The sequence below is a fragment of the Streptomyces sp. ATCC 21386 genome, from assembly GCF_018728545.1.
GTDB lineage: Bacteria > Actinomycetota > Actinomycetes > Streptomycetales > Streptomycetaceae > Streptomyces.
Genome location: NZ_JAAVVL010000001.1, coordinates 2,326,829 through 2,351,295, shown reverse-complemented (window position 1 = coordinate 2,351,295; position 24,467 = coordinate 2,326,829). Strand labels below are relative to the sequence as shown.

Here is a 24,467-nt window from a genome sequence, read left to right as displayed (position 1 = left end):
CCAGAACACGCCCGAAACGCGCGTCCGAGTCCTTGACGGACCGGCTGCCATGGTCGACCTCGCCGCAGATATCCAGCATCTCCTCCGCACCACCAGGAACCGCACCCCGATGACAATCTCGACTACGAGCTCCACTCCCACACCGGATGAGCCGGTCCCCAACTCGCTTACTGCGCGAGCAAGTTATCGCAAGAGCATTGCTCCCGTCGGGAGCAATGCTCTTGCCTCCCCCGCCCCTGGAGTGGCGGGAGAAGTCCGGCGCCAGGGGGCGCCGAGTGAGCAGGACGCGACCGAGGGCGGCTCGCGTCCTGGGGAAGAGGACACGCATACCTGCCACACCGAGCAGTGCGCCCACACCGCACCGTCGAAGCCGCACGTGCAGCAGCGCGAGCGCCTGCGTGACGAGCACAAGCGCGTGCGCCAACCCAGCTGCCGCATGAACGACGACGAGTACCAGTTGCTCGCTCGCGCAGCGTCCGCCTGTCGTATGAGCGTCGCCAGTTTCCTCGCCCACGCCGCGCTCAAAGCCGCCCGCGATCTCGACCGCACCGCCGCGGAGATTGCCACCGAACGCGAAGTGCTGAACGAGCTGTTCGCCCTGCGCCGGCACCTCGGCCACATCGGCAACAACGTCAATCAGGTGGCCAAGGCCCTGAACTCGGGTGCGGACGCCCCGAACACCATGGCCGTCCTCGACGCCGTGACCCGCGCGGCCCGCCGCGTGGACGTCTTCACCCGGCACTACCTGGAGACCGAGACCACCGCGGCATGATTCCCCGAGTCCACGATCGCGGGCAGCGCACCATCGGCCTGCTCTACTACCTCTACGAGCCCGGCACCCACGAGGAGCACATCGACCCGCACCTGGTCGCCGCCTGGGACAGCCTCGCCCCCGACCCCGGCCGCGACCCGAACGCCACGTACGCCGACCTCCAGCAGCTGCTGGACATGCCCGTAGAGGCCCTCCCCAAGAGCCGTCGGCCCAAGAAGCACGTGTGGCACCTGTCTGTCCGGGCAGCCCCCGAGGACCCCATCCTCAGCGACGCGCAGTGGGGTGACATCGCCCGCCGCATGGTCGCGGCCACCGGCATCGCCCCCGACGGCGACGACGCGGCATGCCGCTGGGCCGCCGTACGGCACGCCGACGATCACATCCACATCATCGCCACGCTCGTCCGCGAGGACCGCCGCCGGCCACGGCTGAACAATGACGCCGCCCGGTCCCAGGCCGAGGCCCGGCTGATCGAAGCGGAGTACGGGCTCAAACAGCTCAACACCGGTGACGGCACCGCCGCCAAACGTCCCACCAGTGCAGAGCGGCACAAGGCCGAACGGGAGGGCCGCGAGCGCCCCGCCCGCGAGGAACTGCGCGAGACCGTACGGCAGGCAGTGGCCGGCGCCACGAGTGAGGAGGAGTTTTTCAACCGCCTGGCCGACGCCGGCGTGCTGATCCGCAAACGCGTCGCACCCTCCGGTGACCTGCTCGGTTACAAGGTCGCGCTCCCCGACGACCGCAACGAGGACCAGGAGCCCGTCTTCTACGCCGGTTCCACCCTCTCCCCCGACCTGTCCCTGCCTCGTATCCGTAAACGCTTCTCCAACGACACTCCCTCCCCGAGCGCCGACATGTCCTCGGACCAGGGCATCCCCCTGGCGCCGAGCGGACCGGCCACGGCACGGCGCCGGGCCGCCACGGCCACGTGGCAGGCGGTGCTGGTCATCGACGGCGGTCAGGACGCGGCGGTGGCCGCGCAGATCGCGGCGGCCGGGGAGGTCCTGGACGCACTCGCCCAGACCTCCGCTGCCCACACCCGCGCCCAACTACGAGATGCGGCCTTCGCGTTCGAACGGGCCACCCGCTCCCACGTACTGGCTGAACGTGGTCACGACCGCGCCCTGCGCGAGGCCGCCCGCGACCTCGTCTACAGCGGGCCGGCACTCGGCCGCGGCGAGGACGGAGCCACTACGGCGATGCTGATCGACATGGCGTTCTTCCTCGTCACCGCCGCAGCCCACTGGCACGCGAAGAAGAACCACGCCCAGCAGGCCGCCGCCGCCCGCCAGGCTGCCGAGCACCTGCGCGCCGCCTACCATGCCGCCGCCGACGTCCCGTTGGGGGTGCTGTACCAGCGGGGACGGCATCTGTCGCAGCCCCTGCGGCACAAGCAGGCCGCCTACCTACGAGCGGCGGTGCCACAGCTGGTCGAGCAAATCCTGGCCGAACCGGGCTGGTACGCCCTCGCGGCCACCCTCGCCGACGCCGAAAGCGCCGGCCACGACCCGACCGTGCTCCTGGCCGAAGCCGCCGAACGGCGCGAGTTGAACACCGCCGACTCCATCAGCGACGTGCTGGTGTGGCGGCTGCGTCGCATGGCCGACCTGCCCGCCGACGCGACCACAATGCCCACCACCTCCAGCGCAACCTCGGCCAGTACGACGAGGCGTACGGCAACGCCCGCAGCAGGCCGCGACAAGGGCCTGGGCAAGGCCCGCTGATTACGGAGTCTGAGAGTTGCAGCAGGTCAGGCGTATGAGGCACCCTCCATGTGGCCTGTCAGACGAAGAGAAGGAGAGCGGATGTTCGGACGCGCTCGTGCCCACCATGAATTCCGTGACGCCCAGCGTGCCGGCCACGCCCTGCTGCACACCCTGCATTCGCACCCCGGCTTCCAGCCCCCGGCGCCGCCCTCTGCTGATCAGGCTCCGGACCCGGCCACGAAGGCGGTGGTGCCCGACTTCCTGCCGCCGGACCTGCGGGTCCCCTCGCGTCAGGAGGTCGAGGGCCTGATGATGCGCTGGCAGCAGCCACTCGTCATCGACGGCGAGGTCCGTTCGTGCCCCGAGTGCGGCGCATACCGGGACTGGATCATCTTCAGCATGTGCGACGACACGATCCACCTGCGCTGCCGGGTCGGCCACACGACGCCGGAGCCCCGCCTCGACCCGGCCTGGTTCAACCGCAACTCCGGTCCGGTCGACCACTTCCACCCCACCCTCGACGAGGGCCTGCGCCACCTCGGCCACTGAGCCGGCGACACCCCTGAAACCCCAACTCCCCTTCTCTCTGCCGGTGCCCGGAGGGCCGGCGCAGGCAACCTGTCCGCTTCGCACGCCACTTAGGGGTTTCACATGCGCCTTCCCCCCACTACCGTCCTCAGCCTCAGCGCTCTCGCCGCTCTGACTCTGACCGGCTGCTCGACCGGCAGCACCACCTCCGCCGAACCGTCCTCCCCCAGAATCGCCGCACCCCACGTGGTGGGCTCGATTGCCCCGGCGTCCGCACCGCTGTCCTCGGCCGCGCTGAGCAAGCGGCTCCTTGATGAGAGCGACCTCGGCGAGGGCTACCGCCGCAAGCCGCAGCGTCCGGCCACGCACGACGATGTCACCGTGATCGGCTGCCCGGCCCTGGCCAAGCTCGGCGGCAGCGCGACCACCGGCACCGGCCTGTCCTTCCCCCGCCAGGCGAAGACGTCCTTCACCTATGCCAGCGACAGCGACTCCGAGGTGTCCGAGGAGCTGTACAGCGACACCGCGACGAAGCTGTCGAAGGGCGTCGGGGAGATCTTCGACGCGATGACCGCCTGCCCCACGTACCAGCTCGTGTCGGGCAGCACCGTCGTCGACATGGGTACAGAGCAGACGGCCGCCCCCGACCTGGGTGACGAGCAGTGGAGCCAGCTGCTCACCTACTCGGTCGGCGGGCAGCGCAGCGTCGTCAAGCAGACGGCGATCCGCACCGGCACGATTCTGGTGGTCCTGTCCGGGGTGCCCGCTCTCGTCGACGCCCATCTCGCCGACGCCGTCCGGGCGGCGCAGGCCCTCTGACACACGACGCTCCGTCGCGCCCCGTTCCCCCCGTTGCCAGGCCGGGGAGGACGGGGCGTTCGTCGTCCGGCATTACCGTGTTGCCGGACCCTGCACACGGCGAGGGCCATGCTGCGTCTCCGGCCGTGGGCCATCCGGCCACATGCCGGACTTGTCGCCCTTTCGACTGTTCCCGCTCGACGCGCTGCCCGAGCCGATGCCGCCCCATCTCGGGCACTACGTCGAACAGCTCGCACTGCGCCTGCCACCCCGTAGGAACGTCCCCACACCACCCACACCGTCGGGGTTCCTGTGAGCACTGGGACGGCACAGCACAGCCTGACGCAACGAAAACGGGCCCGGTTTCCTCGCCTTGACGAAGGTGAGGAAACCGGGCCCTGGGGTGACGCGGCGGTCATGCATGGTGCGGCTGGAGCAGGCCGGTGCGTGCCGCCGCACGGGTCATGGCAGCGTGGGCGTGCCCGCCTCCGGCGCGTGCGGCCGTTCGATGGCAAGCAGGCGATCGTAGTGAAGGCCCAGTTCCGCGATCTCGTCGGCGGCGGGGACATAGACGAGGACAGCAAGTCGCCGACCCCGGGCGGGCTGGGTCACGGTCAGCACGTGGTGCTGGTCCGGGCAGCCGGAGAGCGTATAGGCGTCGCCGGGGTTGAGGCCACCGGCACGGCCCTGGAAGGTGTCCAGTTCACGGCGTTGGTCCCACCCGCGGGCGCGTGCCCTCATGTGGGGAAGCGCGGCGGTCCGCCGGTCGCGCTCGGTCCTCCAGGCTCGGCGGCAGGGGGCGCATTCGTTGGTGGCCTCGGGGTTCGGTCCGGACAGCGGCGTGTCGCACAGGCCGGTGCCGGTCCCGGCGCGGCGGCGGTGTCCCGTGACGAGATTGGCGTGGCCTTTGGGTGCCCACAGCAGGTCCTCGTCGCGCGGGCAGGATCCGTCGCAGGACACGCTCACCTCGCCCGCGAGCCGGTGGAAGCGCTCCAGAGCCGCTGCGAGCGCCGAGCAGTTGGCGCACACCCGGCGGGCCGAAGTCGGGCGAGCGTCAAGGGACTTGCCGCAGTAGCCCAGCAGATGGCCGGGGATCGGCAGGTGAGCGGTGGCGCCCTTGCCGGTGCCGACGGCGGGCCGGAGATCCGGTTCGCTGCCGGGGTGCGGCTGCGTGGCCAGGATCAGCCAGGCACGCGTACAGCTCTGGCACAAAGAGTGCGTGGTGTTCTCCGCGATCGGTGCGAGATCCGTCGAGTGCGTAGCGCACACCGTCAACGGCTCGGTGCCGAGCAGGACGCCGTGGTGAGCGGTCCCGTTCGTGGGAGAGATGGACAGCCGGATCATGGGCAGGGGCAAGCAGACCTCCAAGGGATCAGTGTGGGGCGGGTGGGTGACGAAGGGTTCGTCAGAGAAAGTCGAAACGGCCGGGCAGGGTGGCGAGCGTGCGCGTGTCCTCGGCCGCTCTGTCAGCCTCGACGCGGGCGAGCGTGACCGCGCAGGCGCCGTACTCGCGCGCGTTCAGTTCTCCGGCCTCGGTGCACTGCCCGTCTTCGATGATGTACCGGGTCACCGTCCGGGCCAGGCCCGAGTCGGTGGGGGCGTCGGACACCAGCGACAGCACCGACGACCCGCACCGATTACCCGCATCCTCCAGGGCCCGGTCCACCAGGCGCGTCAGGCGGTCGAAGCGCTCCATGCTCAAAGGCCCGAGCCCAAGGGTGTTGCCGCCCAGGTAGAGGACTTCGGCGAGCACTTCCTGGGCAATCAGCGGCCGGATGACGTGCAGGTAGTGACGTCCCGGCCCGGCCGCCGCGATGGCATTGGCGACCGCGAGTCGTCCAGGGGACAGGTGTGAAACCGACAGATCGGTGTCCTTTCGCAGCGGAAGCGACCGTCCGGGGCGACGGGCAGCCGGCATGAGGAGGCGTCGTCGTCAGTCACGGCGCACGACGGTGAGCCGCTCCTGCGCGCCCTCGGGCAGGGTGCGCCGTGGCACGGGGACCGGGGAGGCGAGCGAAGCGGCGAAGGCCGCGACCAGGTCGTGCGGGACGCTGGCGCTGAAGCTGGCGCACCATAGGTAGGGGGCGCCCAAGACAGGTTCCGCCCATGCCTGCCAGCCCATCAGATCGGGGCGCGGGTCGGCATCCTGAATGAGCTTGGGCAGTTCCTCCAGCGACACGCTGGAGGCGAAGCCGGGGTCCGTGGCAGTGGTCGCGGGGCGGTCCACGTCCCGGATCCAGCCGTGGGAGACGAGCGCGGCCATAACCGCCTGAGGCTCGTCGAACCCGGTGTCGGGCGCCTCGCGGGCATCGAGCGCGACGAGGAGGTCGGCGAGCGCCTCGTGTGGGACGCCGGTGGTGAAGTAGGCGTTCCACTCCGTCAGGGCGCTCGCGGCGTCCGGACGGGCGGACAGCTGCCACGCCACGGGCAGTCCGCCGAGTTCAAAGGGGTAGCTGGCGAGGATCCACTCGGCGCCGCGCAGCTCGTCCGGGCTCACGTACAGCAGGGTGTGACGGGAGGTCGGCCACAGCCTCCAGCCCAGGCCGGTCAGCAGGTCGCCGATCCGCTCGCCGAGCGCGCCGTCGTCGCCGGCCAGGTGGCGCGGGGTGACCCAGTACACCGCCTCCTGCGGGTCGGGGTGGGAAAGGTCGTGGGGGTCGTGCGGGTGCAGGGGCGCCTCCGTAGGGTCGTTGGTGGTTCAGCTGCCGTCGTCGCGTGGACCAGTCGCCCTGCGACGGCGGCGTGCGGGAGCCTCGGTCGGCTCGTGCCAGGTGAGTTCGACGGCAACATCCGGTGGGAGGGGGCCGACTTGCTCGGCGTCCTTGGCCTCGGCGATGAAGACCAGCGGATCGCCGTTCTCATCCTGGGCAGCGATCACCCCGCCGATACGGTGGGCCATGGGAAAGAGCGGGTTGATGGCGAGTTGGACCGTCGCTTCACGGTCGCAGGCGGACAGAAGGTCGACGAGTTCTCCGACGGTCATCTCGTGCAGATGCGGTTCGTCCACAGCGTTCTCCTCGCGGTAGCGGACAAGCGTGTCCCGAAGCTGGGCAGGGTATGCGGCGCGCGGTGCGCCCCGGTGGCGTGGCGCCGGCCCCGCTGTTCAGAGCGGCTGGGCAGTGGCGAGGACCTGGGCCACGGCGGCGGCGACGATGGCAGCCGGAGTCTCGGTGTCGAACGACATCCGGTACCCACGGACCTTCGCGGAGCCGGTGACCGCGATCACCCAGCCCTCACCGTCGGTGCCGGGACGACCCGTCGGGAACCATCCGAGGTAGAACCGCCCGTCCTTGCTGTTCACATGGATGTCGGCGCGATCGTCCACGACCAGCTTGAAATCGGCGTCCGTGAACTGGTCGGTCACCAGCGTCGGCTGGCCCGGACCGAGCTTCCAGGAGTGCAGCCGCAGGGCCTCGACGGTCGTGGCGAATCCGGGCTGGGCAACCTCCACGGTCACCGGCATCACCTCTCTGACCTGGTATTTTTCCGGGAAGGCGTCTACGTTGACATGCTCCAGAAGCGTTGGCCAGTCCTTCCGCGATCTTTCCTGTCTGCCCCAGGCGAAATGTCCTTGGACAGTGATGTGGGATCTCATGCCCCATGGCCGAATTTCACGAACCGTGGCCAGTTGGCCGCAGTCGTGAGACTGGCCGACTACCCCCGCGCATTCGCGGCCACCAGTCGACGCGGCCCTTTGGCGTGATCTTCGGCGTGAAACAATGCCGGGATGGATGAGGGGGCAGCTGCCGTACTCGCGGCGCTGATCGCGGTGGCAGGTGTGGCGCTTGGCCTGTTTGGGGCCCGCTGGCAGGCACGCGGCATGCAGGAGCAGGCGAACGCAGCCATCGAAGCGGTCAGGGCGCAGGGACGAGACCAAAATGCACAGTGGCGTCGGACCGTAAGGCGCGACGTCTGGGTCGAATATCTCGGCGCCGTGGATGAGTTCAGGCTGGCTGCCGGAGAGGTAGCAGGACATCTCGCTGACGAAGATTTGCCGGAGGCCGAGCTGGGACTCGAAGCGGCTCATTCTCGGTCTGTGGTCGCAACCGACGCATATCGCAAGATTGAGCTCGAAGGACCTGAGCAGATCGTCTCTAAGGGCTACGCCTTGCAGGGCGCCATGGTCCAGACGATCTTCGAGCTGGAGCAGGCGCTCACCGCCGCGCGAGCGATGGGAGTACTCGAAGAAGCCGGGCAGCGTGAGCAGCGCGAAGTTCCCTCCGATCAGCATCGGCCGATCGCGGCGGTTCTCAGTTCGCTACGCGAGCTGCAGGGAATGGAATCCGACGATCCGGGCCGAACGGAGTACGGACAGCGCCTCGGCCTCCAGATCCTCGCCTTGGCATTGCTATCTGCCTCTGACACCACGGCCCTCGTTTTCACGAACGCACACCAGCTGTCGCTAAGCGAGGCTGTGGAGCGCTACCCCCACGGGCGGTGGCAGCGTTTCCACGAAGTGCGAACGGACTTCGTTCAAGCGGCTCGCTCGCATCTCGATGGCAGCACCTGAGCTTGGCCGCCGGTCAGGGCGCGGGTAGGTCGTCGTCGCTCAGGCCGAGCGCCGGTCCGAGGATCGGACACGACCGTGAGTCTGGCGGGCCGGGATACGGCGCGAGACTCGGGCGAAACCGCAGGCCACGATGCCGCTGCATCACACAAGCTGCGAGACCCTGCCGGCGACTCGAAGAGGCCATGCGCCAGGAAATGCACCCGGGGTAGTGACGAAGCGGCAAAGCCGTCTGCGATGGACTGTCTGCCTGCGCGGGGCACGGGCACCGTGCCCTTGGCGTGACTCGATACATCAAGCCGCCTTCGGGAAGTAGCGCGTGCCCTTGGTGGCCCCCGCGGTCTCAAGCTCGCCGGCATCCCCAGTGCTTCTCTTGAGTAGGACTTTGACCAGGTCCTTGTCCTTACCCACGGCCGCGGCCACGTCTCGGAGCAGCATTCCCGGCCTCTCTCTGACCGCCTGCACCACAGCCATACGCTCTTCCTCAAACTGATCAGCCGGACTCATCACGCCCAGCTCTGCGATGACGATGCCCTCTACTTCTCGCACAAGATCGTCCAGGTCCTTGTACTGGACCCGGTCCCACCCCTGGACGTCGCTCGGCACGTTCCTCGCTGGTGTCACGGTGGGGTTGAAGGCGATGAAGGCCCTACGCCCCATCCCCAGCGCGAGCCCGTACTCCAAGGTCACGTTCGGGTTCCATCCGGTGAAGTCGTAAATCCCGAAAGCCGCTGAGGCGATGAAGCCCTTGATCTTGTCCAGGACCGTTCCGGAGGCCAGGGATTGCTCGGCGAACTGAAACCTCACCTGGAAGCCCTTCTCGACCTCCTTGAACGCCCTCTTGTACTCAGGGCGGCTCGGTTGCACCGAGGCCCATGGGTAGGCCACGAAGATCGTGCGACTCGCTGGCACCTCCACCATCGTTCCTCCTATAACGAGCCCAGATCACCAGTACGCCACAGCCAGCACACCAACGCCGCCCGGTGAGTCTCGGCCGCGCGTTCGCCAACGAGGCGCTCAGCCCTGCGGCGGGGACTCGGGTGACCAAGAAGGGTTGCGCGTGGCCACCCATCGCTGCGAGTCGCAGTAGCCGGAGGGGATGGCAACAGGAATCGAACAAGTGATTGAATAGAGTCATGGAGTTTGCGCCCTACCCCCATGACCTCCTGCAAGCGCAGCGCGACTGGTATCGCACGTACAACGCTCTCGCCGCGCTCCCGCCCCCGGCGGGAACCACGGCTCTGCGTCGGCGCCTCCTGGACCTGTCCTCCCGGATCGTGTGGCACGGACACTGGTCAGCCCAGCCGTCTCCTCCCGCCGCCCGCGTAGAACTGCGGCGTCTGGCGCGGGCCCTGGAGACTGGGGCCGCGTAAGGAAGGACCCGTGGTGACTGCCTCCCCGACGCAGCCGTTCGCTCTGATCACGCTGGTCATGCCGGATGAGCAGACCGTGCGGGTCCGCCTCTACGAACGGTTGCAGACGACCGGACGACACCCGTGGAGGTACCGGATCGGCGTGCCCTCCTGGGTAGGGACGGAGGAGGGGGTGGAGCCTGCTGAGTATTCGGTATGGGTCACGGATGAGCAGCTCCAGCCGATCGAGGGTGTGGATCTGTCGGCCGTCCCGACGCAGCGGCGCCTTGAGACTCCTTCGACGCCGAAGCCGTCGGGGTGGGTCGTACGGCCCGATCCACAGCACCGTGGCCGCACAATCGTGCACGACGCCGTGTGCCGCCACGCGACGGACGGAGGCAAGGAGCTGGGCACGATGGAGGCGCTGGACGCGCTCATGCGGCCCGGCGCCTCAGCGTGCCACGAGTGCGTCGCGGCCGAAGTACTCGTCCCTGTACTGGAGCTGGGCAAAGGTTACGGGTAGCTGCCACGGCGATGCCGGAAGCGGCAGCGCGGTCGGTTCTGCGTCCTCTACCGTGTCGGTCCAAGACGGTCCTGATCATCGGTGGAAGCGGTTTCCTGGGAACCGAGCTGATCCGCCAGGCCACTGTGGCGGGGCACGAGACCGCCGCGACGTTCGCCACCACCCGACCCGGCACCATCTCGGGAGTGACCTGGCTTCCCCTCGACGTCCGGGACCCCGCGCAGGTCGCCGGGTGATCAGCAACGTGGCTGCGGCAGTCGTCATCAACGCGTCGAGCGGCAAGCCGGACTGGGCGGTCACCGCGGACGGCGCGGTCCACGTCGCGATGGCAGCCGTGGAGCAGGGCTGCCGCCTGGTCCATGTCTCCAGCGACGCCGTGTTCTACGGACCGCGTCCACTACGACGAGACCTGTCTTCCTTCCCGACCCGGTCACCCCGTACGGTGCTGCGAAGGCCGCCGCCGAAACGGCCGTACGGCTCCTCGCGCCCTCGGCCGTGGTCGCTCGCACCTCGCTGATCATCGGAGACGGCCGGTCCGTGCACGAGCGCGCCGTGCACGCGCTCGTGGCCGGCACGCGTGACGGCGTTCTGTTCACCGACGACATCCGCTGCCCGGTGCACGTCGAGGACCTGGCTGCCGCGCTCTTGGAACTCGCGCTGTCCGAGACCGCAGGCGTGTTCCACCTCGCCGGGCTGGACGCCGTCAGCCGTTACGACCTCGGCGTGCTGATCGCCGGGCGCGATGGACTGGATGCCACGCGACTGGCCGCCGGACGACGAGCCAACAGCCCCTTGCCGGGCCCCCTCAACGTGCGTCTCGACGCCCGCGCCACGCAGCAACGCCTGCGGACCAGGCTCCGCGGCGCCCGCGAGTTCCTTCACGACGACGGTCATGCCGTCCACCATGCCCGTAGGTTCCGTCGGCCGGCATAGGGCGCCTGCGAGTGTTCCTCTGGCGTCTGGCAAGGTGACGACTCGCATCCGGCAAGACCGTTTGCCGGGCACGCGAAAGCCCCCGAAATCCGTGAGGGAATTCGGGGGTGCCGTCGGGGCTATATCAGCTCTGTGCGGGGCCGTCGCTGTCGTCGTCGACTCGGCGGCGGCGTGCCGCGAAGACGGCGCCTGCGCCGGCAGCGAGGAGGACGCCGGCGCCGCCGAGCAGCCACGGGGTGGCGTCAGCACCGGTGTGGGCGAGCGTGCCCTCGGGGGCGGGGGACGCCGTGCTCGAGGGGGTGTCGGCGACGACTGCGGCGTCGGACGGCGCGGAAGTGCTGTCGCCCTGGTCCGGGGTCGACTTGTCCGACGTGGACTCGTCGGTGGTCGGCTTGCCTGACGGCTTCGCGGAGGAACGGGGCGCCGTGCTGGTGGTCTTGGCGTTGGTGACGGTCACGGTGACCGGGCTGCCGGGCTTCGCGGTGAAGCTCTTCGAGGGCTTGTAGAGAGCGTATCCGGCGGGTGCCTTGGTCTCCTTGACCCAGAAATGGGTGCCTGTGCGGCTGTTGACGGGCAGCTTCGCGGAGGCGGTGCCGCCTGCGCCGGTGGTGAGCGTGAGAACGGTGGTGCCGCCGGTGCCTATGTTGACGGTTGATCCGGGCAGCAGCTTGCCGCTCTTGCTGTCTCTGGCCTTCAGTGTGACCGTGGCGGGCTTGTAGGGGTCGATGATCGTGAGCGGAGTGTCCGCGCCAGGGGTGACGATGACGTCCTGGTCGTCGGCAAGGTCGTGCAGCGGGCTGCCGCTGGACACCTCCTTGAGCCGGTAGACCCCCGGCGCCAGGTCCTCGAAGGCCAGTTGGCCGTCGGCGTTGGTCTTGCCGTTGGCTGCCTGCTGGCCTTCGGAGTCGAGCAGGGCGAAAGATGCGCCGGCGAGGACGTCTCCTCCGGGATCCTTCTTCAGGATGGTGACTCCGCCGGCCTCGGCCGTGCTCAGGGGGACAGCGGAGGTGGATGGCGTCGGCTCGGGCGTCTGTGCTGCGGCGGCCGGAGCCAGGGACACGGTGCCGGCCACGGCGGCGATGGTGACGGCTGCAGCGGGAAGGAGGCGGGCAGAGCGGGTGTGCAAGAAGGGGACTCTCCTGTGTGGGACGCGGGCGGGACTGCCCGCCGGTTGAAGTGGCGAAGCCGGTCAGCGGGTACGGCGCGGAGGCTGGACTGGTGGGGCGGCCGGGACCGGACGGGTTCGTGCCGGGCTGTGCGAGGGGGCATTGATCGCGTAGCGGCGGGCGGCAGCCCGGACGAGGTTCTGCTGGTCGTCGATGGGCAGTGACTCGATGCGGGCCAGGCCCTGGGCGAGGGAGTTACCGAAGGGTGAGCCCACGGGCAGGCCGGCGGCTTTGACGATCTGGGTTGCGGCCTCGGCTTCGACGAGGATGCCGCCCTCGGCGGGGATATTGAGCAGGTCGGCAGCGTGGTAGCGGGCGCCGTCGATCGCCTCGGTCAAGGTGAAGTCGTCGTCCAGGACGCCCTCGACCAGGTCGAGCATCGTGAGCGTGGCCCAGTGGAGTTGGGCGCGGAAGTTCGGGTCTGTGAGCCAGAAGCCCTGCGGCCCCGAAGGAGAGTGGGCCTCGTGCTCGTCCGGGCGGGGGGCCTCGGGCTGCGGTCGGCGCCGAAGGGCCAGCCAGCGGGACGGGGGCATGTGTCTCCGGGTTCGGTGGGAAGGTCAGCGGGTTCGGGCTGCTGGGCTGTGCGGGGCGGTGGGGACCTTGCGCGCTGTGCGGGCTGGCGGCCAGGGGCGGGGCGAGGTCGCCCATGCTCCGGGGAACCAGATGTTCGTGTACTGCTCGATCGCGGAGCGCAGGCCGGCGACTTCCGCGCCGTGCCAGGGCGGCTGTCGGTTGTAGTGGCGCAGGTCGAGGATGCGGGCGTAGCCGCTGAAACCGGGCCGAACATCACGTGCGGCGTCGCGTCGGGTGAAGGTGCCGTGTTCGTCGAAGGTCAGGACCACGGCGTCGAGATCCCCCTTCTCGGGGTGGACCACGGCAAGGCGCAGGCCGCCGTACTCGTTCTCGCGGATGGTGCGCGAGAAGTCGATCCGCAGCCGCAGCGGGGAGTTCGGCAGCGGGGTGGCGTAGTACGTGTTGCCGACGACCGTGCCCTGGGTGAACGGGAGGGTGAGGTGCTCGGTGAAGAACTGCTGGGCGTACAGGGACAAGAATCAAATGCCTTCTGACATGTGGGCCGGGAGGAGGGGCTTGGTTCAGCGGCGAGGGCCGGTACAGGCTGTGGCAGGAGTTGCGGCAACGGTGGTGGTGCTCCAGCGCGGGACGCTCCGGGTGCCAAGGGTCGGTGGCCTGCGGGCGGCGGCGCGCTGGACGTCGAGGGGCGTGGGGACTGGGGGTGCGGGTGGTGTGACGGGGGTGAGCTGGGCGGACTCGCGCAGCCGGGAGAGCATCGAGTCCTTCCAGCGCGGCAGCGGTGCCGGGTCGGAGACGCTCTGGGTGATGGCCTTGACCAGGGCGGTCGGAGTGTGGGTGGTGGCGGTGGCGTACCAGCGGGCATGGCCACTCTTCGGGCCTCCCCACAGGTGCCAGCGAGCCTCCAGGGTGGTGAGTTCCTTCTCCGGGTCGAGGCGGCCGGTGGTGTATTCGAGGGTGGCCAGCCCGTCGGGGGGCTGGAGTTCCATCACGCCCCAGCGCGGGTGCTGGAACTGCCAGCCGTTCTTGATCAGCGGGACGACGGCATCGAAGGCGCCGAGTTCGGGGTCCTTGAGGTCGGGCGGGGCAAGGTAGATATCGGGGCCGGCGGTGTACGCGTGAGCGAGGGCGGTGGTGAAGGCGGTGACGAACTCCGTGGGGGCCGCGTCGTTGAAACTGACGCCCCATGCGGGCGGGCCGAAGCGGTCGCGGTAGGCGTTGATCCGCCACAGTCCGTCGTCGTCTCCCTCGGGCAGGTACCCGAGTCGGACGCGGTGGTCGGGTGCACTGACGAAGACATTGCCGAGGTCGTCGTGACGGAGGTCGAAGCCGAGCGCGAGGAGGGGCTCCAGCGCGGGGTCTCCGGTGAAGGTGCTGCCGGCGAGGTAGCGGGGGGAGACGTAGACGTCGCCGTCGATCTCTTCGGTGTCGGGCACGAAGGTCCTGGGGTTCGAGGTGGTGGTATCGAGCAGTGGAAGGGCGGGATCAGCAACTGGCGCCCCGCCGAGCCGCCGACGGACAGAACACGGCGGTCGGGCCGGCGGGAAGCAACTGCTCCTCCAGGTCGGCGGGTTGGCCGGTGTAGTGCAGAGTGCGCAGACCCAGTTCGGCGGCGGCCTGGCAGTTGTCCGCGCGGTCGTCGATGAACAGCACACGTGCGGGATCGGCGATGCCGGTGGCTGCGAGGGCGTGTTCGTAGGCAGCCGGGTCGGGCTTGCACAGGCCCAGACGGGCCGAGTACAGGGCGTCGGTCATCAGTTCGCGCCGCCAGTCGGTGGCATCGAGAACGTCACTCAGGAAATGCGGGGCATTGGAGAGGAGCACCATGGGCAGACCCAGCTGGCGGGCGCGGTGCAGGATGTCGAGGACGCGGTTGTCGGTACGGATCCACATGGCGGTGTCGGCGGCGCGTAGGGTGCGCAGCCACCGCGGGCTGGGGTGGTGGCCGAGGACCTTGGCCCAGTAGGCGAGATCGCTCAGTTCTCCGGCGTCGTAAGCGTTCCGGGGGGCCCAGAAGGCGTCCTGGAAGGAGTCGAGTTGCCTGCTGGGCCACTCGGCGATGTCCGCGAGGCGGGTCCACATGGGGTTGGTGGGCTGCAGACCGGCGACGCCGTTGTAGTCGACGATCACGGCGTCCACGCCGGTCGGCGTGAGGGAGGTACTGGTCAAGGGGCGGGGTTCTCCAGGGCTTTGCGGGACAGGGCGGCGACGGCGGCTGCGAGGAGGGCGGGCAGCAGCAGCGCGTGGGGCAGGGCGGTGAGGGTGGCGAGTGCGCCGATGAGGGCGGGGCCGGCGAGCAGTCCGGCGTAGCCGGTGACCGAGACGGTGGCGACGGCACGGGGTCCGCCGCGTCCGGCGGCGGTGATCAGGCTGGGGATGGTGACGGACAGGCCCAGGCCCAGTGCCGCCCAGCCCGCCAGGGCCGCCGGGACGGTGGCCAGGGCCAGCCCTGCTGTGAGCCCGGCTGCGGCGAGGACGGCGCCGGTGCGTACGACCATCGGGGCGCCGAAGCGGGTGGTGAGGCGGTCTCCGGCGAGCCTTCCGGCGGCCATGGCCGCGCTGTAGAGGGCGAACGCGGCGGCGCTGACCGCCGTCGAGGCATCCAGGCTGTGCAGGTGCACGGCCGCCCAGTCGGCTGCGGCCCCCTCCCCCCGGCGAGACCTTCAGATCTGGCGAGCGCCGTGCCGTGGCCGGGGCTGTGGGCTTGAGCATGCCGAGGGAGCGGGCCGCTGGGGCCATGGCCACAGCAGCCGAGGCGACGGCGACGCCGGTGACGGCGAACAGCCAGGTGTGGGAGGTGTGGGCGCTGAGAGCGGCGAGCGCGGCCCCACCGAGCGCGCCGAGGCTGTAGGCGGCGTGCAAGGACGCCATGATGAAACGTCCGAGACGGTCCTGACATCGGACCGCTGCGGCGTTCAGAGCCACGTCCAGCACACCGTGCGCGATACCGAACACCAACGCCCCCAGAGCGAGGGTGAGCGGCGTGCGGCAGGCGCCGATCACCGCCAGGGCGGCGGCGAGGCCGATGGCGCCGCTGGTCAGCAGCAGTGGCTCCCTGGCAGGAGCAGCAAGACGCCCGCCGACGTGAAGGCCGATGACCATACCGACGGCGGCGGCGAGGAGCACCAGGGCGAGACCTGCGGTGCTCAGGTCGGCCGCCTGCTGGACGGCCGGCATCCGCGCGCCCCAGACAGCCATCACCACCCCGAGCGCGGCGAAGTACCCCGTCAGCAGACGGCGGCCGTGGACAGGGACGCGAGCAGTCGCCGCGCTCACTCGGCCGTGTCCTGCGCGGGCACGGCCGTCAAGTGGGGGTCGACCTGGACGGTGAGATGGCGGTATGCCTCCTGGGAACGGGACTGGGCCACACTGGCGGTCGGCCCGGTGGTGATCAGGAACCCGATGCGTGCGGTGAACAGGTCGCCGTCCGGCGGCAGCACCAGCTGGTCGCCGACCTCGCGGTGGAAGTGGACCCGCTCCAGCCACGGCGTCTGCTCGACAAAGCCTTCGGTGAGGTGGCGTGCGGTGAGGGTGCCCGGGTGGGCGGGGTAGATCATGCGGATCGCCGCTGCACGGCTGTGCGTCCGGGTGAGGTCCGGGGCGCGTCCGCAGGCGATGTCCGCCGCCGCCCGGGCGAGGTCGACGCCGGTGGCGAGGTGCACGAGGTGGCCGATCATGTCTCCGCCGAGGCGGGCGTTGACCTCGATCAGCCGGGGGCGGCCGTCGACGAGGCGGAGTTCGACGTGGCTGACGCCGTCGGTGACGCCGAGGGCCTGCACGGCCGCCTGCGCCGTTGGGGCCACGGTGGCCAGCAGCGGGTCGGCGGCGTCAACCGCGTGCGCGATCTCCTCGAAGTACGGCGGGAGTCCTACGGTCTTGCGGGTGACAGCGACCACGGTGGTGGTGCCTTGGTAGGTGACGCATTCGACGCTCACTTCCGGACCGTCGAGGTATTCCTCGACCAGCACCTCGGTGCTCTCGGCCCCGAGGCGGGCGGCCTGGGCGGCGAAGGCGTAGGCGTCCGGCAGTTCTTCGGGCGTGTCGACACGGATCACGCCGGCGCTCGCGGCACGGGCGGCGGGCTTGAGGACGATCGGGTAGCCGATGTGCTGCGCAGTGCGGGCCGCCTCCTCACCGGTGCGGACGCCGTTCGAGGTCGCCGAGGGCACCGCGTGCCGGGCGAACAGGGCACGGGAGGTGGCCTTGTTTCGGCAGCCCTGCATCACCTCCGGTCCGGGGGTGGGCAGGCCGAGGCGGCGGGCGAGGCGGGCCACGGGCACGAGGTACCACTCGGTCCACGTCATCACCCCGGCCACCGGGTGCCGCTCGGCCAGGGCCAGGGCGGCGGCGGTCAGGGCCGCCTGGTCCGTCGGGTCGGCGACCTCCCAGTCCAGAAGGTAGGGGCGTTCCCACGTCGGTTGGGCATCGGTGATCAGGACGACGTCGTAGTGGGCGGCGACGTTCTCAAGGCAGTACGCGCGGTATGCCTCGGCCTCCATGTCAGCGGCGGCGGCGATCAGGACGACGGGGCGAAACGGCAACGGAGTGCTCCAAATTGGGATTGGATGAGGGGAGTTGGTCTGGTCTGGTTCGCCGTCGGGTCAGGGGGTGCGTCGGTGGCCGAGTTCGAACGCGCCGGCCCAGTCGGGGTGATCGGCGATCAGCTTGCGGGCGTACAAGGCCGTGAAGTTGTGTTCAGCCCGCGCACACCCTGCGGGAGTCGCCAGCGCAGCGCTTCGAAGAGGGCCTTCAGCCCGATGCGGGCAGCTCCCGCCGCAAGCCGGTCTGCGGTAAGCCGCTCCGACGCGCGGTAGACGTAGGGGTGTTCGGTGTCGAAGTCGTGGAACTGCTCCGTGATCGTTCGCCTGTCGATGCGAAGGCCAACAGGTTTCGGGAAGCGGTCGGGACGTCCTGCTTGACGGCGTGGGACATGGGAATCGGGCAGCCCTCAAGGAAGCGGACGGGTGGGCGAGGCGAGTGCGGGGTGGAGATCAGGCGGCTGACGGGCGCAGGTCCGGGAGGGTGCGCAGCCGGATGAAGGCGGTGGCCAGGCCGATGACCTGCAGGACGGCGCAGGCGGTGATCGCATGGCCGAACTGGCTGGGCGGGATGGCGGCGACGAGCAGGCCGGCGACCGGGAAGGGCGTAAGGAGCAGCAGGATTGTCACCGCGAGCGTGCTGCCGAAGACGTCGGCGGGGATCAGGTGGGAGCGCAGGGTGCGCAGCACGACGGTCATGCCGCCTTCTCCGGCCATGAAGAGCGCGATCAGCGCCAGATAGGCGGGGTATGTGTGCGCGAAGGCGAGGGCGAGGCAGGCCGAGGCCGTGATCGTCGCGCAGACGGCGCCGGCGGGCCACAGGCCGCAGTGGTCGATGACGCGGCGACACAGGGAGATCGCGATCAGGGAGGCTGCGGCGGCGGCTGACCAGAGCAGGCCGACATCCGCGCTGGAGTGACCGAACTGCTGGACCACGATCACGGGGGCGGCGGCCTGCAGGACGCCGACGGCGAGGTTGGACAGCGTCAGCCCCGCCACGAGCCAGCCGAGTGCCGGCAGCGCGTGCAGGGTCTGCCAGCCCGCCTTCCATCCCTGCCGTACGGCCGCCGGGGTAGTGGCGTGCTGGTCGGTGTGCTGCTTGGGCGCAAGGGCAGCGGCGAGCAGGGAGAAGGCGGCGGTCGCGACGAGCATGCCGGTGGCGCCGGTGCGGGCGAGGAGCAGTCCGGCGAGCGCGGGTCCGGCCAGGGTCGCCATCTGATCGATGCCGAGGAGTACCGACTGCACACGGTGGGCGCGCGCACCGGCGGTGCGGCTGGCCGCCCCGCCCGCGGTCTCGGCCGCGATATAGCTGAACTCGGTAAGCACACCGGTACCAGCGGCGAGCGCCATCACCGTGACCGTCTCCCCCAGCCCGTCGGCTTGGGCCTCCAGGAGCAGTGCGGCGGCCAGGACGAGAACGGCCCGGGCGGTGGCGGCGAAGCGAAAGACGCGGGTGGTCCCGTGCTGGTCGACCAGGGCACCGGCCAGGGTGAAGGCCATCAGCCGCGGCGCCCATTCAAGGGCGAATGCCAGGCCCGTGAGGGCGGCGGAGCCGGTGGTGGCGAGCACCAGCAAGGGGATGCCGTACGTCGTCATGGCGAACGCGGCGGCGTCCATGCTGCGGGGGAGATAAAGGCTGCGCAGCAAGGGGGAAACCGGCCGGCGAGAGGGCCGGTTTCCAGTACGGGCTCTCACGCAGCGTGCTCCGTCTCATCCGCTGCGCGGGAGGAGCGGGATGCCACGGCGTTAAGGACCTGCGGATGCGTCTGGAGCCAGTCGGCCAGCGCGGTCCGCAGCTGACCAAGCGCGAAGGCCGTTTCGGTGGGGAGGACGGCGCCGTTGTCCCCGAGCAGTTTCAGGGTGTGCTGGACGCGGGTGACGAAGTCGCTGACGGTGCTGGGGCATTGGTGGGTGCGGGACCAGCGGGCGACGGTGTCGTACAGCTCGGCGAGGTCCTCGCCTGCTTCGGTGAGCCAGTAGCGGGCCGGTGCGTGGTCGGTGAAGTGCACCAGGCCCAGTGCGCGGGCGACATCGATGGCGTAGCGCAGCTGGTGGCGGGTGAGGTCGCCGAAGGCGCCCTGGAGGCTGCCGCGTCGGTGGCTGATGGGGCCGTTGTCGTCGATCTCGCTCACCAGCCGGATCAGGGACGGCAGGGACAGGGCGTTGATGACCTGGCCGGTGTGCGGGGAGTTGAGGATCGCGGTGCTGGTCATCGGCGCGGGCCTCCTGCCGGAGAGATCGCCAGGGGGCGGGCGGGCATCGGGTGGGAAAAGAGGTCGCCGGGCTGCCACCGTGTGGCCGGGGCCTTGGCCGTCTGAGCCGGGGCGGGCGCGGCCGGTGGCACGGGCTGGCGGGACTGGGTGGTCAGCCACGGTCCCGACCGGGTTGAGGAAGGCGGTGTCAGGGCCTGGCCCCACACAGGGTGAGTGGCGGCTTCGGTGAGCGGGTGTCCGGCCGCCCACGCGGAGAGGGCCTGGTAGACCGGAGCGAGGGCCCGCCCGCTGGCGGAGAGCTGGTAATCGCCGGCCGGTGTGATCTCGGCCAGCCCGTCGTCGATCACCCGGCGCAGCGGCGGGTAGACGCGGCTGAGGCTGTAGGTGGGCATGACCTCGGCGGCCAGTGCCTTGGCGCTCGCCGGCCCGCGGGCTTTCAGCGCCCACACCAGCGGCGTGGAATGCCGCGGGCTGATCAGAGCGATCGTGTCCTCGATGTTCTGGGCCACCGCGACCGGCTGCGGGTGAAGCTCGCCGGTGGCCTTGTTCCGTACGAGAGGCTTCTCCAGGTGCGTGTCCCCCCAGGTGGCAAGCACGGGCAGGACAGGCATCAGGTCGGCGCCGCGACGGGTCAGTCCGTAAGTGACGTGCCGGGGTGCGTGCTCGGTGCGTTCGACGAGACCGGCGTCGACGAGCTTGCCGAGCTTCGGGTGGAGCTGGCCGTCCGCCAGCAGGGCGAGCTTGGACTTGGCCTCGGTGTAGCGCAGCGGCTGGGAGGCGAGGGTCATCAGCACCCACACGCTCCAACTGGGGGCGAGCATCTGAAGGCTCTCGGTGACGCGGGACAGATCGTTCAGGGTGGTTCGGGACAGACCGGTGGAGGCCAAGGGGGAAACTCCTCAGGCGGGGTTGGTGGGGGTCAGCGGGTGCGGGCGACGGCACGCGCGGGAGCGGGAACCGGTGCGGCGGACGTGGCCGGAGTGGGCTCGGGCTTCGCGTCCGGGGCGGGGACGCGGTGCAGGCTGGCCAGGACGCCGCTCAGGGTCTTGGCGTGGGCGTCGCGGGTGGCGACGGATTCGGCGATCCGGCGGGCGCAGTCGAGGATGTGACCTGCCTCGACGGTGTCGATCTTTCGTTCCGGGTCAGCTAGTTGACGCAGCCGCTGGCGTTGGAAGGCGATGTTGCGCTCGGCGAACTGCAGGTCGGTGAGGCTGGCGAGCAGGGCGGCGAGCATGCTGCCGTCGGGGTTGAGGCCGGCCAAGGTTTCGAGGTCGACCAGCGGCTGGGCGTACAGGGTCTCGATGCGCTCGGCGATCGTCTGGGCCGTGGCGTCAGGTGCGGGCAATCGGGGCTTTCACGGTCGAGGCCCTCGCACTGCCCCGGCTCGGGCGTCGGCCGGGGCAGGCGGAAGGGCGGTGGTGGTCGTCGGCTGCGTGAGCCGTACGGGCCGGCGCGGCACCGGCCCGGGCGGGGGCATCGCGCGCAGCAGCTGGCCGAGAGCGGTGACATAGCCGTCGCGCCCGGCCAGGGCCGCCTCCATCCACTGGGCGTCGAATCGCAAATCGTCGGCGGACAACTCGTTCATGTCGCGGTCCGCGGAGGTGGCCTGGTGGACCCGGTCCCGGACCCGGGCCACCTGCTCCTCAGCCACCACCAGGAAGGAACGCAGCTCCAGAGCGCGCAACAGAGCCGCGGGGGCGTCGGGTCCCACCGCCTGCCTGTAAAGGTCAGGTATGGGGGCACCGAATGCCCCCTCCAGCAGACCGTCCTGGCTGGAGGTCTTGTCGGTCACGCTCACCGGGCCGCCCCGCGTACGGGTGCTTGCGCGGTGGCCGGCAGAGACGGTGCGGCGGTGGGGAGGGCCGGGCCCCGGCGGGCGGCGGGTGCTATCCCGCGCCACGCCCCCGGGCTGCGATTCCCGATCGCCTGGGGGTCGAGGAGGTGGCGCACTGTCATGGCGCGCCCCTCCCGCACGGTGTGCGCGATGTTCACTGTGTCGGCGAGCTGCATGACGTGTTCGGGAAGCTCGACGAATTCGCCGTCGGAGACCGTGTCGACGTGGCGGGCGAGGGCTTCGGCCAGGGCGTCTTCGGCCCGGTCCAGCACGTGCTGGGCCTCGGTGAGCATCCCGTGCCAGCGCACGATCGTGGTGGCGTCCGGGCTGGCCTGCGGGGCGGCGGCTACCGCGCGTCGCAGATCGGCGATCGGCATCTCAAAGCGGGACTGGATCTGCTCGGTAAGGACGCCCAGCACGTCGTCGGCGTCAGGCACAGCGCAATTCCTTTCCGTTGGATTCAGGGAGATAGGGCGTGGCATTTTCACGGCCCAACCGCCTTACAGACGAGTGCGGTTCAGGGCCGATCAGGAGAGGGCAGGCTGGTTAGTCCAGGCACATGCGGACGTCGCGATAGACGTAGGTCCCGGAAACCCAGCCCTTGACACCGGTGGTCTTGTCAGTGATGTACACCCACTTCGCACCCTTGGTGGTCTTGTGCACCTTGAACTTGTGCGACTTGTAGAGGATGCCGACGGCGGTGGACTTGGTCGTCGCCTTCTTGCGGATGGTCACGGCATTGGTGCCGTGGACCGCCCACGGGAGGTACGGGTTGCTCGTGCAGGATGAAGCGGGCACCGCAGTGGCGGCGGAGGTCGGCGCTGCGGTGGCCGCAGAAGCCGACACGAGGGGCAGGGCGAGCGCACCGAGCAGTGCGGCGGATATCGCAATTCGGGTTGAGCGCATGGGAAATTGAGCTCCATGTCAGGAAGAAGGAACAGGGAATGCAGGCCGGACAGTTGCCTGTACGGGCCGGATTCAAGAGTCCGGAGAATTCCCGGTTTCGATAACCGGGGATGGGGTGCTATGTTTCGCCGCCGCCGGACGGGGGCGGCGTGAATCGCCTGGAAATCACCGGGCGTTGCCACAACCCTCAGCGGCCGGGCCGACGCGGTGATGCAGGTGGCACGGCACGTGCCACAGCCACAGGCGGGGGGCTCTGGCGGGCAGGAGGCGCGGTCGTGGGCAGCGGGACGTCTTCGCCACTCCAGTGCGCTTCCCACCACGTCGTGGCGGCCTCGAAGGTGGCAAAGCCGCCTTCACGCAGGGTTCGTGTCCAGGTGTCGGTGTCGACTTCTTCCAGCAGCACCCGGAAGGGCAGGGAGACTCGTTCGTCCAGCGCCCTCAGCAGCACCGTGGTCTGCAGGGGCGCGTAGTCCTTGGTGTAGCTGGTCAGGAGTGCGAAGTGATCGCCGTCGCCGCGCAACCGCTCCTCCAGGGCACGAGTGGCGTCGTCGGCGGGTGTCCCGCCCAGGCCCTCGGGCAGAAGGATCTTGTCCTCGGAGCAGCCGCGGGCTATCAGCCAGGACTGGGACATCGCAGGCAAGGGCAGCGTGGCGTGGTCGAAGCGGAAGGTCTTTGTGGCGGTGTCGCGCTGGAGGTGGACGGCGACGAGTTGGGGGTAACCTGGGATGCCCCAGGTGACGGCCCCGTTGTGCAGGACGAAGTAGCTGTGACGGCCGTCGCTGGTGTGGTGCTCGGCCAGGACGGTGAGCTGGTCCTCGTCGATGCCGATGTACTGCCAGAACTGTTCGTCGACAGAGGCGTTGACGGCCCTATAGCCATCGAGATGGAAGTCCGGTGGGTCTTGGGGCATAGATGCTTTCGGAACGATCAGCGGATGAATTGGCTGTCCGGGCGCCGGGTTCAGCGGCGGGGGACGGAAGAGGCTGGCCAGGCTCCGGGCCGCTGCGCGGGCGGTGCAGTCGGCGTGGCTGGCCGTCGAGGTGCGGCGAGGAGCGTGCGGCCGGCGTCGGTGAGGGTGACGGGCTGCCCGGCGTGGAGCGGATGGGAGTCGTCGTGCACGACGAGGCCGGCTGCTTCGAGTCGCTGGAACTGGCTGTAGGCGAGGCGGGTGCCGGATGCGGTCACGACCGACAGGCGCTGGGTGAGCAGGTGCTCGCGCAGCTTGGCGCCCTGGGCGACGGCCAGCAGGGCCGCGTGATCCGGCGCCGGCAGCTCCGCCGCCGGACCCGTTCCCCCCGTATGGACAGCAGCCTCGATGGGCTCGAGCCCCGCCACGACCTGCTGCTCGCGCTCGTCGCGGGTGGCGGCGGCCTCCTCCAGCGTGGCGACGGTGCGGTTGATACGCGAGAACAGGGCCTGGTCGACCGCGAACTCGCCGGAGGCCAGCCGCTGGAGCTGAACCCGGTAGAAAGTCACGCCGTGCTCGGCCTGGACCAGAGCGCGGTGCGCGTCAACCAGGCGAGCGCGCGGCTCGTCGAGGAGGCCGCGGTCGCGGTGCTGCCACAGCTGGTCGATGCTGTGGCCGACGGCCGCCTCGATGCGGTGATCGAGCGCCGTGAGCGCCTTCTTCGTCGGCGCAGGGGCAGGAGTGGCAGGCATGAATAGGACTGGTTTCTCGGTGGGGGCGATCACGACAACGCATGGCTGGCAGGGGTGTCGCCGAGGGGGATGCGGACATCGAGGTGAGAGCCGTCGCAGGTGAGTGCGGCTGGGCCGAGCCGGGCGAGGAGGCGCAGCATCGGCGTATTGGCGGCGTGGAGGTACGCAGTCAGGGTGTGGGCGCCACGGCGGCGGGCGTGGTCGGCAGCGTTCCGGGCCAGCAGGGTGCCGATGCCGCGGCGCTGGTGGGCGTCGGCGACCTGCAGTCCGAGGTCGACGACACCCGCCTCGTGGCTGACGAGCCCGGCCGAGACCATCGCGAGCGGACGGCCCTCGACGTCGAGGCCGATCCAGACATCGCAGTGGTCCAGCAGCCGGGTGAAGTCGCGATGGGTGATATGGGTCCGGCCCCAGCGCAGGAGTAGGTTCGCCTCGGAGCAGTCATGGTGGAGGGAATCGGCCAGCGGCCAGTCCGCCTGGGTCGCCGGGTGGATCGTGGCG

Annotated in this window: 29 protein-coding genes and 3 pseudogenes; 8 read left to right on the top strand and 24 right to left on the bottom strand. The window is 70.0% G+C overall.

The window, feature by feature from the left end; translation table 11 throughout:
• Window positions 1-376 precede the first annotated feature (376 nt).
• The 5 genes from mobC (at window position 377) to GWK25_RS10270 (ending at window position 4,120) form a co-directional block, all read left to right on the top strand.
• Window positions 377-772, top strand: coding sequence for a plasmid mobilization relaxosome protein MobC (gene mobC, locus GWK25_RS43320; protein WP_308404204.1), 396 nt, complete (start codon window positions 377-379; stop codon window positions 770-772).
• Window positions 769-2,496 carry a relaxase/mobilization nuclease domain-containing protein gene (locus GWK25_RS10285; RefSeq protein ID WP_215449496.1) on the top strand — a complete coding sequence of 576 codons (1,728 nt, stop codon included), beginning with the start codon at window positions 769-771 and terminating at the stop codon, window positions 2,494-2,496. Before mobC ends, GWK25_RS10285 begins: the two co-directional genes overlap by 4 nt.
• A gap of 81 nt (window positions 2,497-2,577) precedes the next feature.
• Window positions 2,578-3,027, top strand: a complete 450-nt coding sequence (locus GWK25_RS10280) for a hypothetical protein (protein ID WP_251828804.1) — start codon at window positions 2,578-2,580, stop codon at window positions 3,025-3,027.
• A 102-nt stretch (window positions 3,028-3,129) separates the two neighbouring features.
• Window positions 3,130-3,825 (top strand): hypothetical protein, encoded by a 696-nt coding sequence (locus tag GWK25_RS10275; RefSeq protein ID WP_215449495.1) that lies wholly within the window; start codon window positions 3,130-3,132, stop codon window positions 3,823-3,825.
• Between the two features lie 151 nt (window positions 3,826-3,976).
• Entirely contained in the window at window positions 3,977-4,120 is a 144-nt protein-coding gene (locus GWK25_RS10270; protein ID WP_215449494.1) for a hypothetical protein, read from the top strand.
• 146 nt (window positions 4,121-4,266) lie between these two features.
• Here GWK25_RS10270 and GWK25_RS10265 read toward each other — a convergent pair whose 3' ends face one another.
• From GWK25_RS10265 to GWK25_RS10245, 5 genes are all read right to left on the bottom strand, one after another.
• The gene (locus GWK25_RS10265) at window positions 4,267-5,160 is read right to left on the bottom strand and encodes a hypothetical protein (protein ID WP_215449493.1); all 894 of its coding nucleotides are present in this window, start codon (window positions 5,158-5,160) and stop codon (window positions 4,267-4,269) included.
• A gap of 49 nt (window positions 5,161-5,209) precedes the next feature.
• Entirely contained in the window at window positions 5,210-5,722 is a 513-nt protein-coding gene (locus tag GWK25_RS10260; RefSeq protein ID WP_215449492.1) for a hypothetical protein, read from the bottom strand.
• Between the two features lie 15 nt (window positions 5,723-5,737).
• The gene (locus GWK25_RS10255; RefSeq protein WP_215449491.1) at window positions 5,738-6,424 is read right to left on the bottom strand and encodes a DUF317 domain-containing protein; all 687 of its coding nucleotides are present in this window, start codon (window positions 6,422-6,424) and stop codon (window positions 5,738-5,740) included.
• A gap of 78 nt (window positions 6,425-6,502) precedes the next feature.
• Entirely contained in the window at window positions 6,503-6,811 is a 309-nt protein-coding gene (locus GWK25_RS10250; protein WP_374200604.1) for a hypothetical protein, read from the bottom strand.
• Window positions 6,812-6,907: 96 nt separating this feature from the next.
• Entirely contained in the window at window positions 6,908-7,267 is a 360-nt protein-coding gene (locus GWK25_RS10245) for a DUF317 domain-containing protein (protein WP_215449490.1), read from the bottom strand.
• Window positions 7,268-7,531: 264 nt separating this feature from the next.
• Between GWK25_RS10245 and GWK25_RS10240 the strand changes: the two genes are divergently transcribed.
• The gene (locus GWK25_RS10240) at window positions 7,532-8,314 is read left to right on the top strand and encodes a hypothetical protein (protein WP_215449489.1); all 783 of its coding nucleotides are present in this window, start codon (window positions 7,532-7,534) and stop codon (window positions 8,312-8,314) included.
• 291 nt (window positions 8,315-8,605) lie between these two features.
• Here the strand turns inward: GWK25_RS10240 and GWK25_RS10235 are convergent, their stop codons facing one another.
• On the bottom strand, window positions 8,606-9,232 hold the full coding sequence (locus tag GWK25_RS10235) for a nucleotide-binding protein (protein WP_215449488.1): 627 nt from the start codon (window positions 9,230-9,232) through the stop codon (window positions 8,606-8,608).
• Window positions 9,233-9,694: 462 nt separating this feature from the next.
• On the opposite strand from GWK25_RS10235, the gene GWK25_RS10230 reads away from it, so the two are divergent.
• Window positions 9,695-10,186 (top strand): DUF6233 domain-containing protein, encoded by a 492-nt coding sequence (locus tag GWK25_RS10230; protein WP_215449487.1) that lies wholly within the window; start codon window positions 9,695-9,697, stop codon window positions 10,184-10,186.
• An 11-nt stretch (window positions 10,187-10,197) separates the two neighbouring features.
• Window positions 10,198-11,119, top strand: a pseudogene (locus tag GWK25_RS10225) (NAD(P)-dependent oxidoreductase).
• Window positions 11,120-11,243: 124 nt separating this feature from the next.
• Here GWK25_RS10225 and GWK25_RS10220 read toward each other — a convergent pair.
• From GWK25_RS10220 to GWK25_RS10140, 18 genes and pseudogenes are all read right to left on the bottom strand, one after another.
• On the bottom strand, window positions 11,244-12,245 hold the full coding sequence (locus GWK25_RS10220) for a SpaA isopeptide-forming pilin-related protein (RefSeq protein ID WP_215449486.1): 1,002 nt from the start codon (window positions 12,243-12,245) through the stop codon (window positions 11,244-11,246).
• Window positions 12,246-12,308: 63 nt separating this feature from the next.
• Window positions 12,309-12,818, bottom strand: a complete 510-nt coding sequence (locus GWK25_RS10215; RefSeq protein ID WP_215449485.1) for a hypothetical protein — start codon at window positions 12,816-12,818, stop codon at window positions 12,309-12,311.
• 24 nt (window positions 12,819-12,842) lie between these two features.
• On the bottom strand, window positions 12,843-13,334 hold the full coding sequence (locus GWK25_RS10210) for a hypothetical protein (protein WP_215449484.1): 492 nt from the start codon (window positions 13,332-13,334) through the stop codon (window positions 12,843-12,845).
• A gap of 45 nt (window positions 13,335-13,379) precedes the next feature.
• Complete coding sequence (locus GWK25_RS10205) at window positions 13,380-14,252, bottom strand: DUF317 domain-containing protein (protein ID WP_215449483.1); 873 nt, start codon at window positions 14,250-14,252, stop codon at window positions 13,380-13,382.
• Between the two features lie 49 nt (window positions 14,253-14,301).
• Entirely contained in the window at window positions 14,302-14,985 is a 684-nt protein-coding gene (locus GWK25_RS10200) for an HAD family phosphatase (protein ID WP_215449482.1), read from the bottom strand.
• Window positions 14,982-16,014: pseudogene (locus tag GWK25_RS44710) on the bottom strand (MFS transporter). The gene GWK25_RS10200 and the pseudogene GWK25_RS44710 overlap by 4 nt, the downstream one beginning before the upstream one ends.
• Window positions 16,015-16,088: 74 nt before the next feature.
• Entirely contained in the window at window positions 16,089-17,315 is a 1,227-nt protein-coding gene (locus GWK25_RS10190) for an ATP-grasp domain-containing protein (protein ID WP_215457305.1), read from the bottom strand.
• 102 nt (window positions 17,316-17,417) lie between these two features.
• Window positions 17,418-17,689: pseudogene (locus GWK25_RS43310) on the bottom strand (hypothetical protein).
• Window positions 17,690-17,807: 118 nt separating this feature from the next.
• Window positions 17,808-19,001, bottom strand: coding sequence for an MFS transporter (locus tag GWK25_RS10185; RefSeq protein WP_251828802.1), 1,194 nt, complete (start codon window positions 18,999-19,001; stop codon window positions 17,808-17,810).
• Window positions 19,002-19,045: 44 nt separating this feature from the next.
• A complete protein-coding gene (locus GWK25_RS10180) occupies window positions 19,046-19,567 on the bottom strand; it encodes a hypothetical protein (protein ID WP_215449481.1) in 522 nt (173 codons plus the stop codon).
• On the bottom strand, window positions 19,564-20,454 hold the full coding sequence (locus tag GWK25_RS10175) for a winged helix-turn-helix transcriptional regulator (RefSeq protein WP_251828801.1): 891 nt from the start codon (window positions 20,452-20,454) through the stop codon (window positions 19,564-19,566). Before GWK25_RS10175 ends, GWK25_RS10180 begins: the two co-directional genes overlap by 4 nt.
• Before the next feature lie 32 nt (window positions 20,455-20,486).
• A complete protein-coding gene (locus tag GWK25_RS10170; protein ID WP_215449480.1) occupies window positions 20,487-20,912 on the bottom strand; it encodes a hypothetical protein in 426 nt (141 codons plus the stop codon).
• Between the two features lie 9 nt (window positions 20,913-20,921).
• Window positions 20,922-21,365, bottom strand: a complete 444-nt coding sequence (locus tag GWK25_RS10165; RefSeq protein ID WP_215449479.1) for a hypothetical protein — start codon at window positions 21,363-21,365, stop codon at window positions 20,922-20,924.
• Entirely contained in the window at window positions 21,362-21,838 is a 477-nt protein-coding gene (locus GWK25_RS10160; RefSeq protein WP_308404202.1) for a hypothetical protein, read from the bottom strand. The genes GWK25_RS10165 and GWK25_RS10160 overlap by 4 nt, the downstream gene beginning before the upstream one ends.
• 109 nt (window positions 21,839-21,947) lie before the next feature.
• Window positions 21,948-22,307, bottom strand: a complete 360-nt coding sequence (locus GWK25_RS10155; protein WP_215449477.1) for an SH3 domain-containing protein — start codon at window positions 22,305-22,307, stop codon at window positions 21,948-21,950.
• Window positions 22,308-22,494: 187 nt separating this feature from the next.
• Window positions 22,495-23,217: a hypothetical protein gene (locus GWK25_RS10150; RefSeq protein ID WP_215449476.1), complete on the bottom strand. Its 723-nt coding sequence runs from the start codon at window positions 23,215-23,217 to the stop codon at window positions 22,495-22,497.
• Between the two features lie 50 nt (window positions 23,218-23,267).
• Entirely contained in the window at window positions 23,268-23,966 is a 699-nt protein-coding gene (locus GWK25_RS10145) for a hypothetical protein (RefSeq protein ID WP_215449475.1), read from the bottom strand.
• 29 nt (window positions 23,967-23,995) lie between these two features.
• Window positions 23,996-24,430 carry an N-acetyltransferase family protein gene (locus GWK25_RS10140; RefSeq protein ID WP_374200692.1) on the bottom strand — a complete coding sequence of 145 codons (435 nt, stop codon included), beginning with the start codon at window positions 24,428-24,430 and terminating at the stop codon, window positions 23,996-23,998.
• Between the last annotated feature and the right edge of the window lie 37 nt (window positions 24,431-24,467).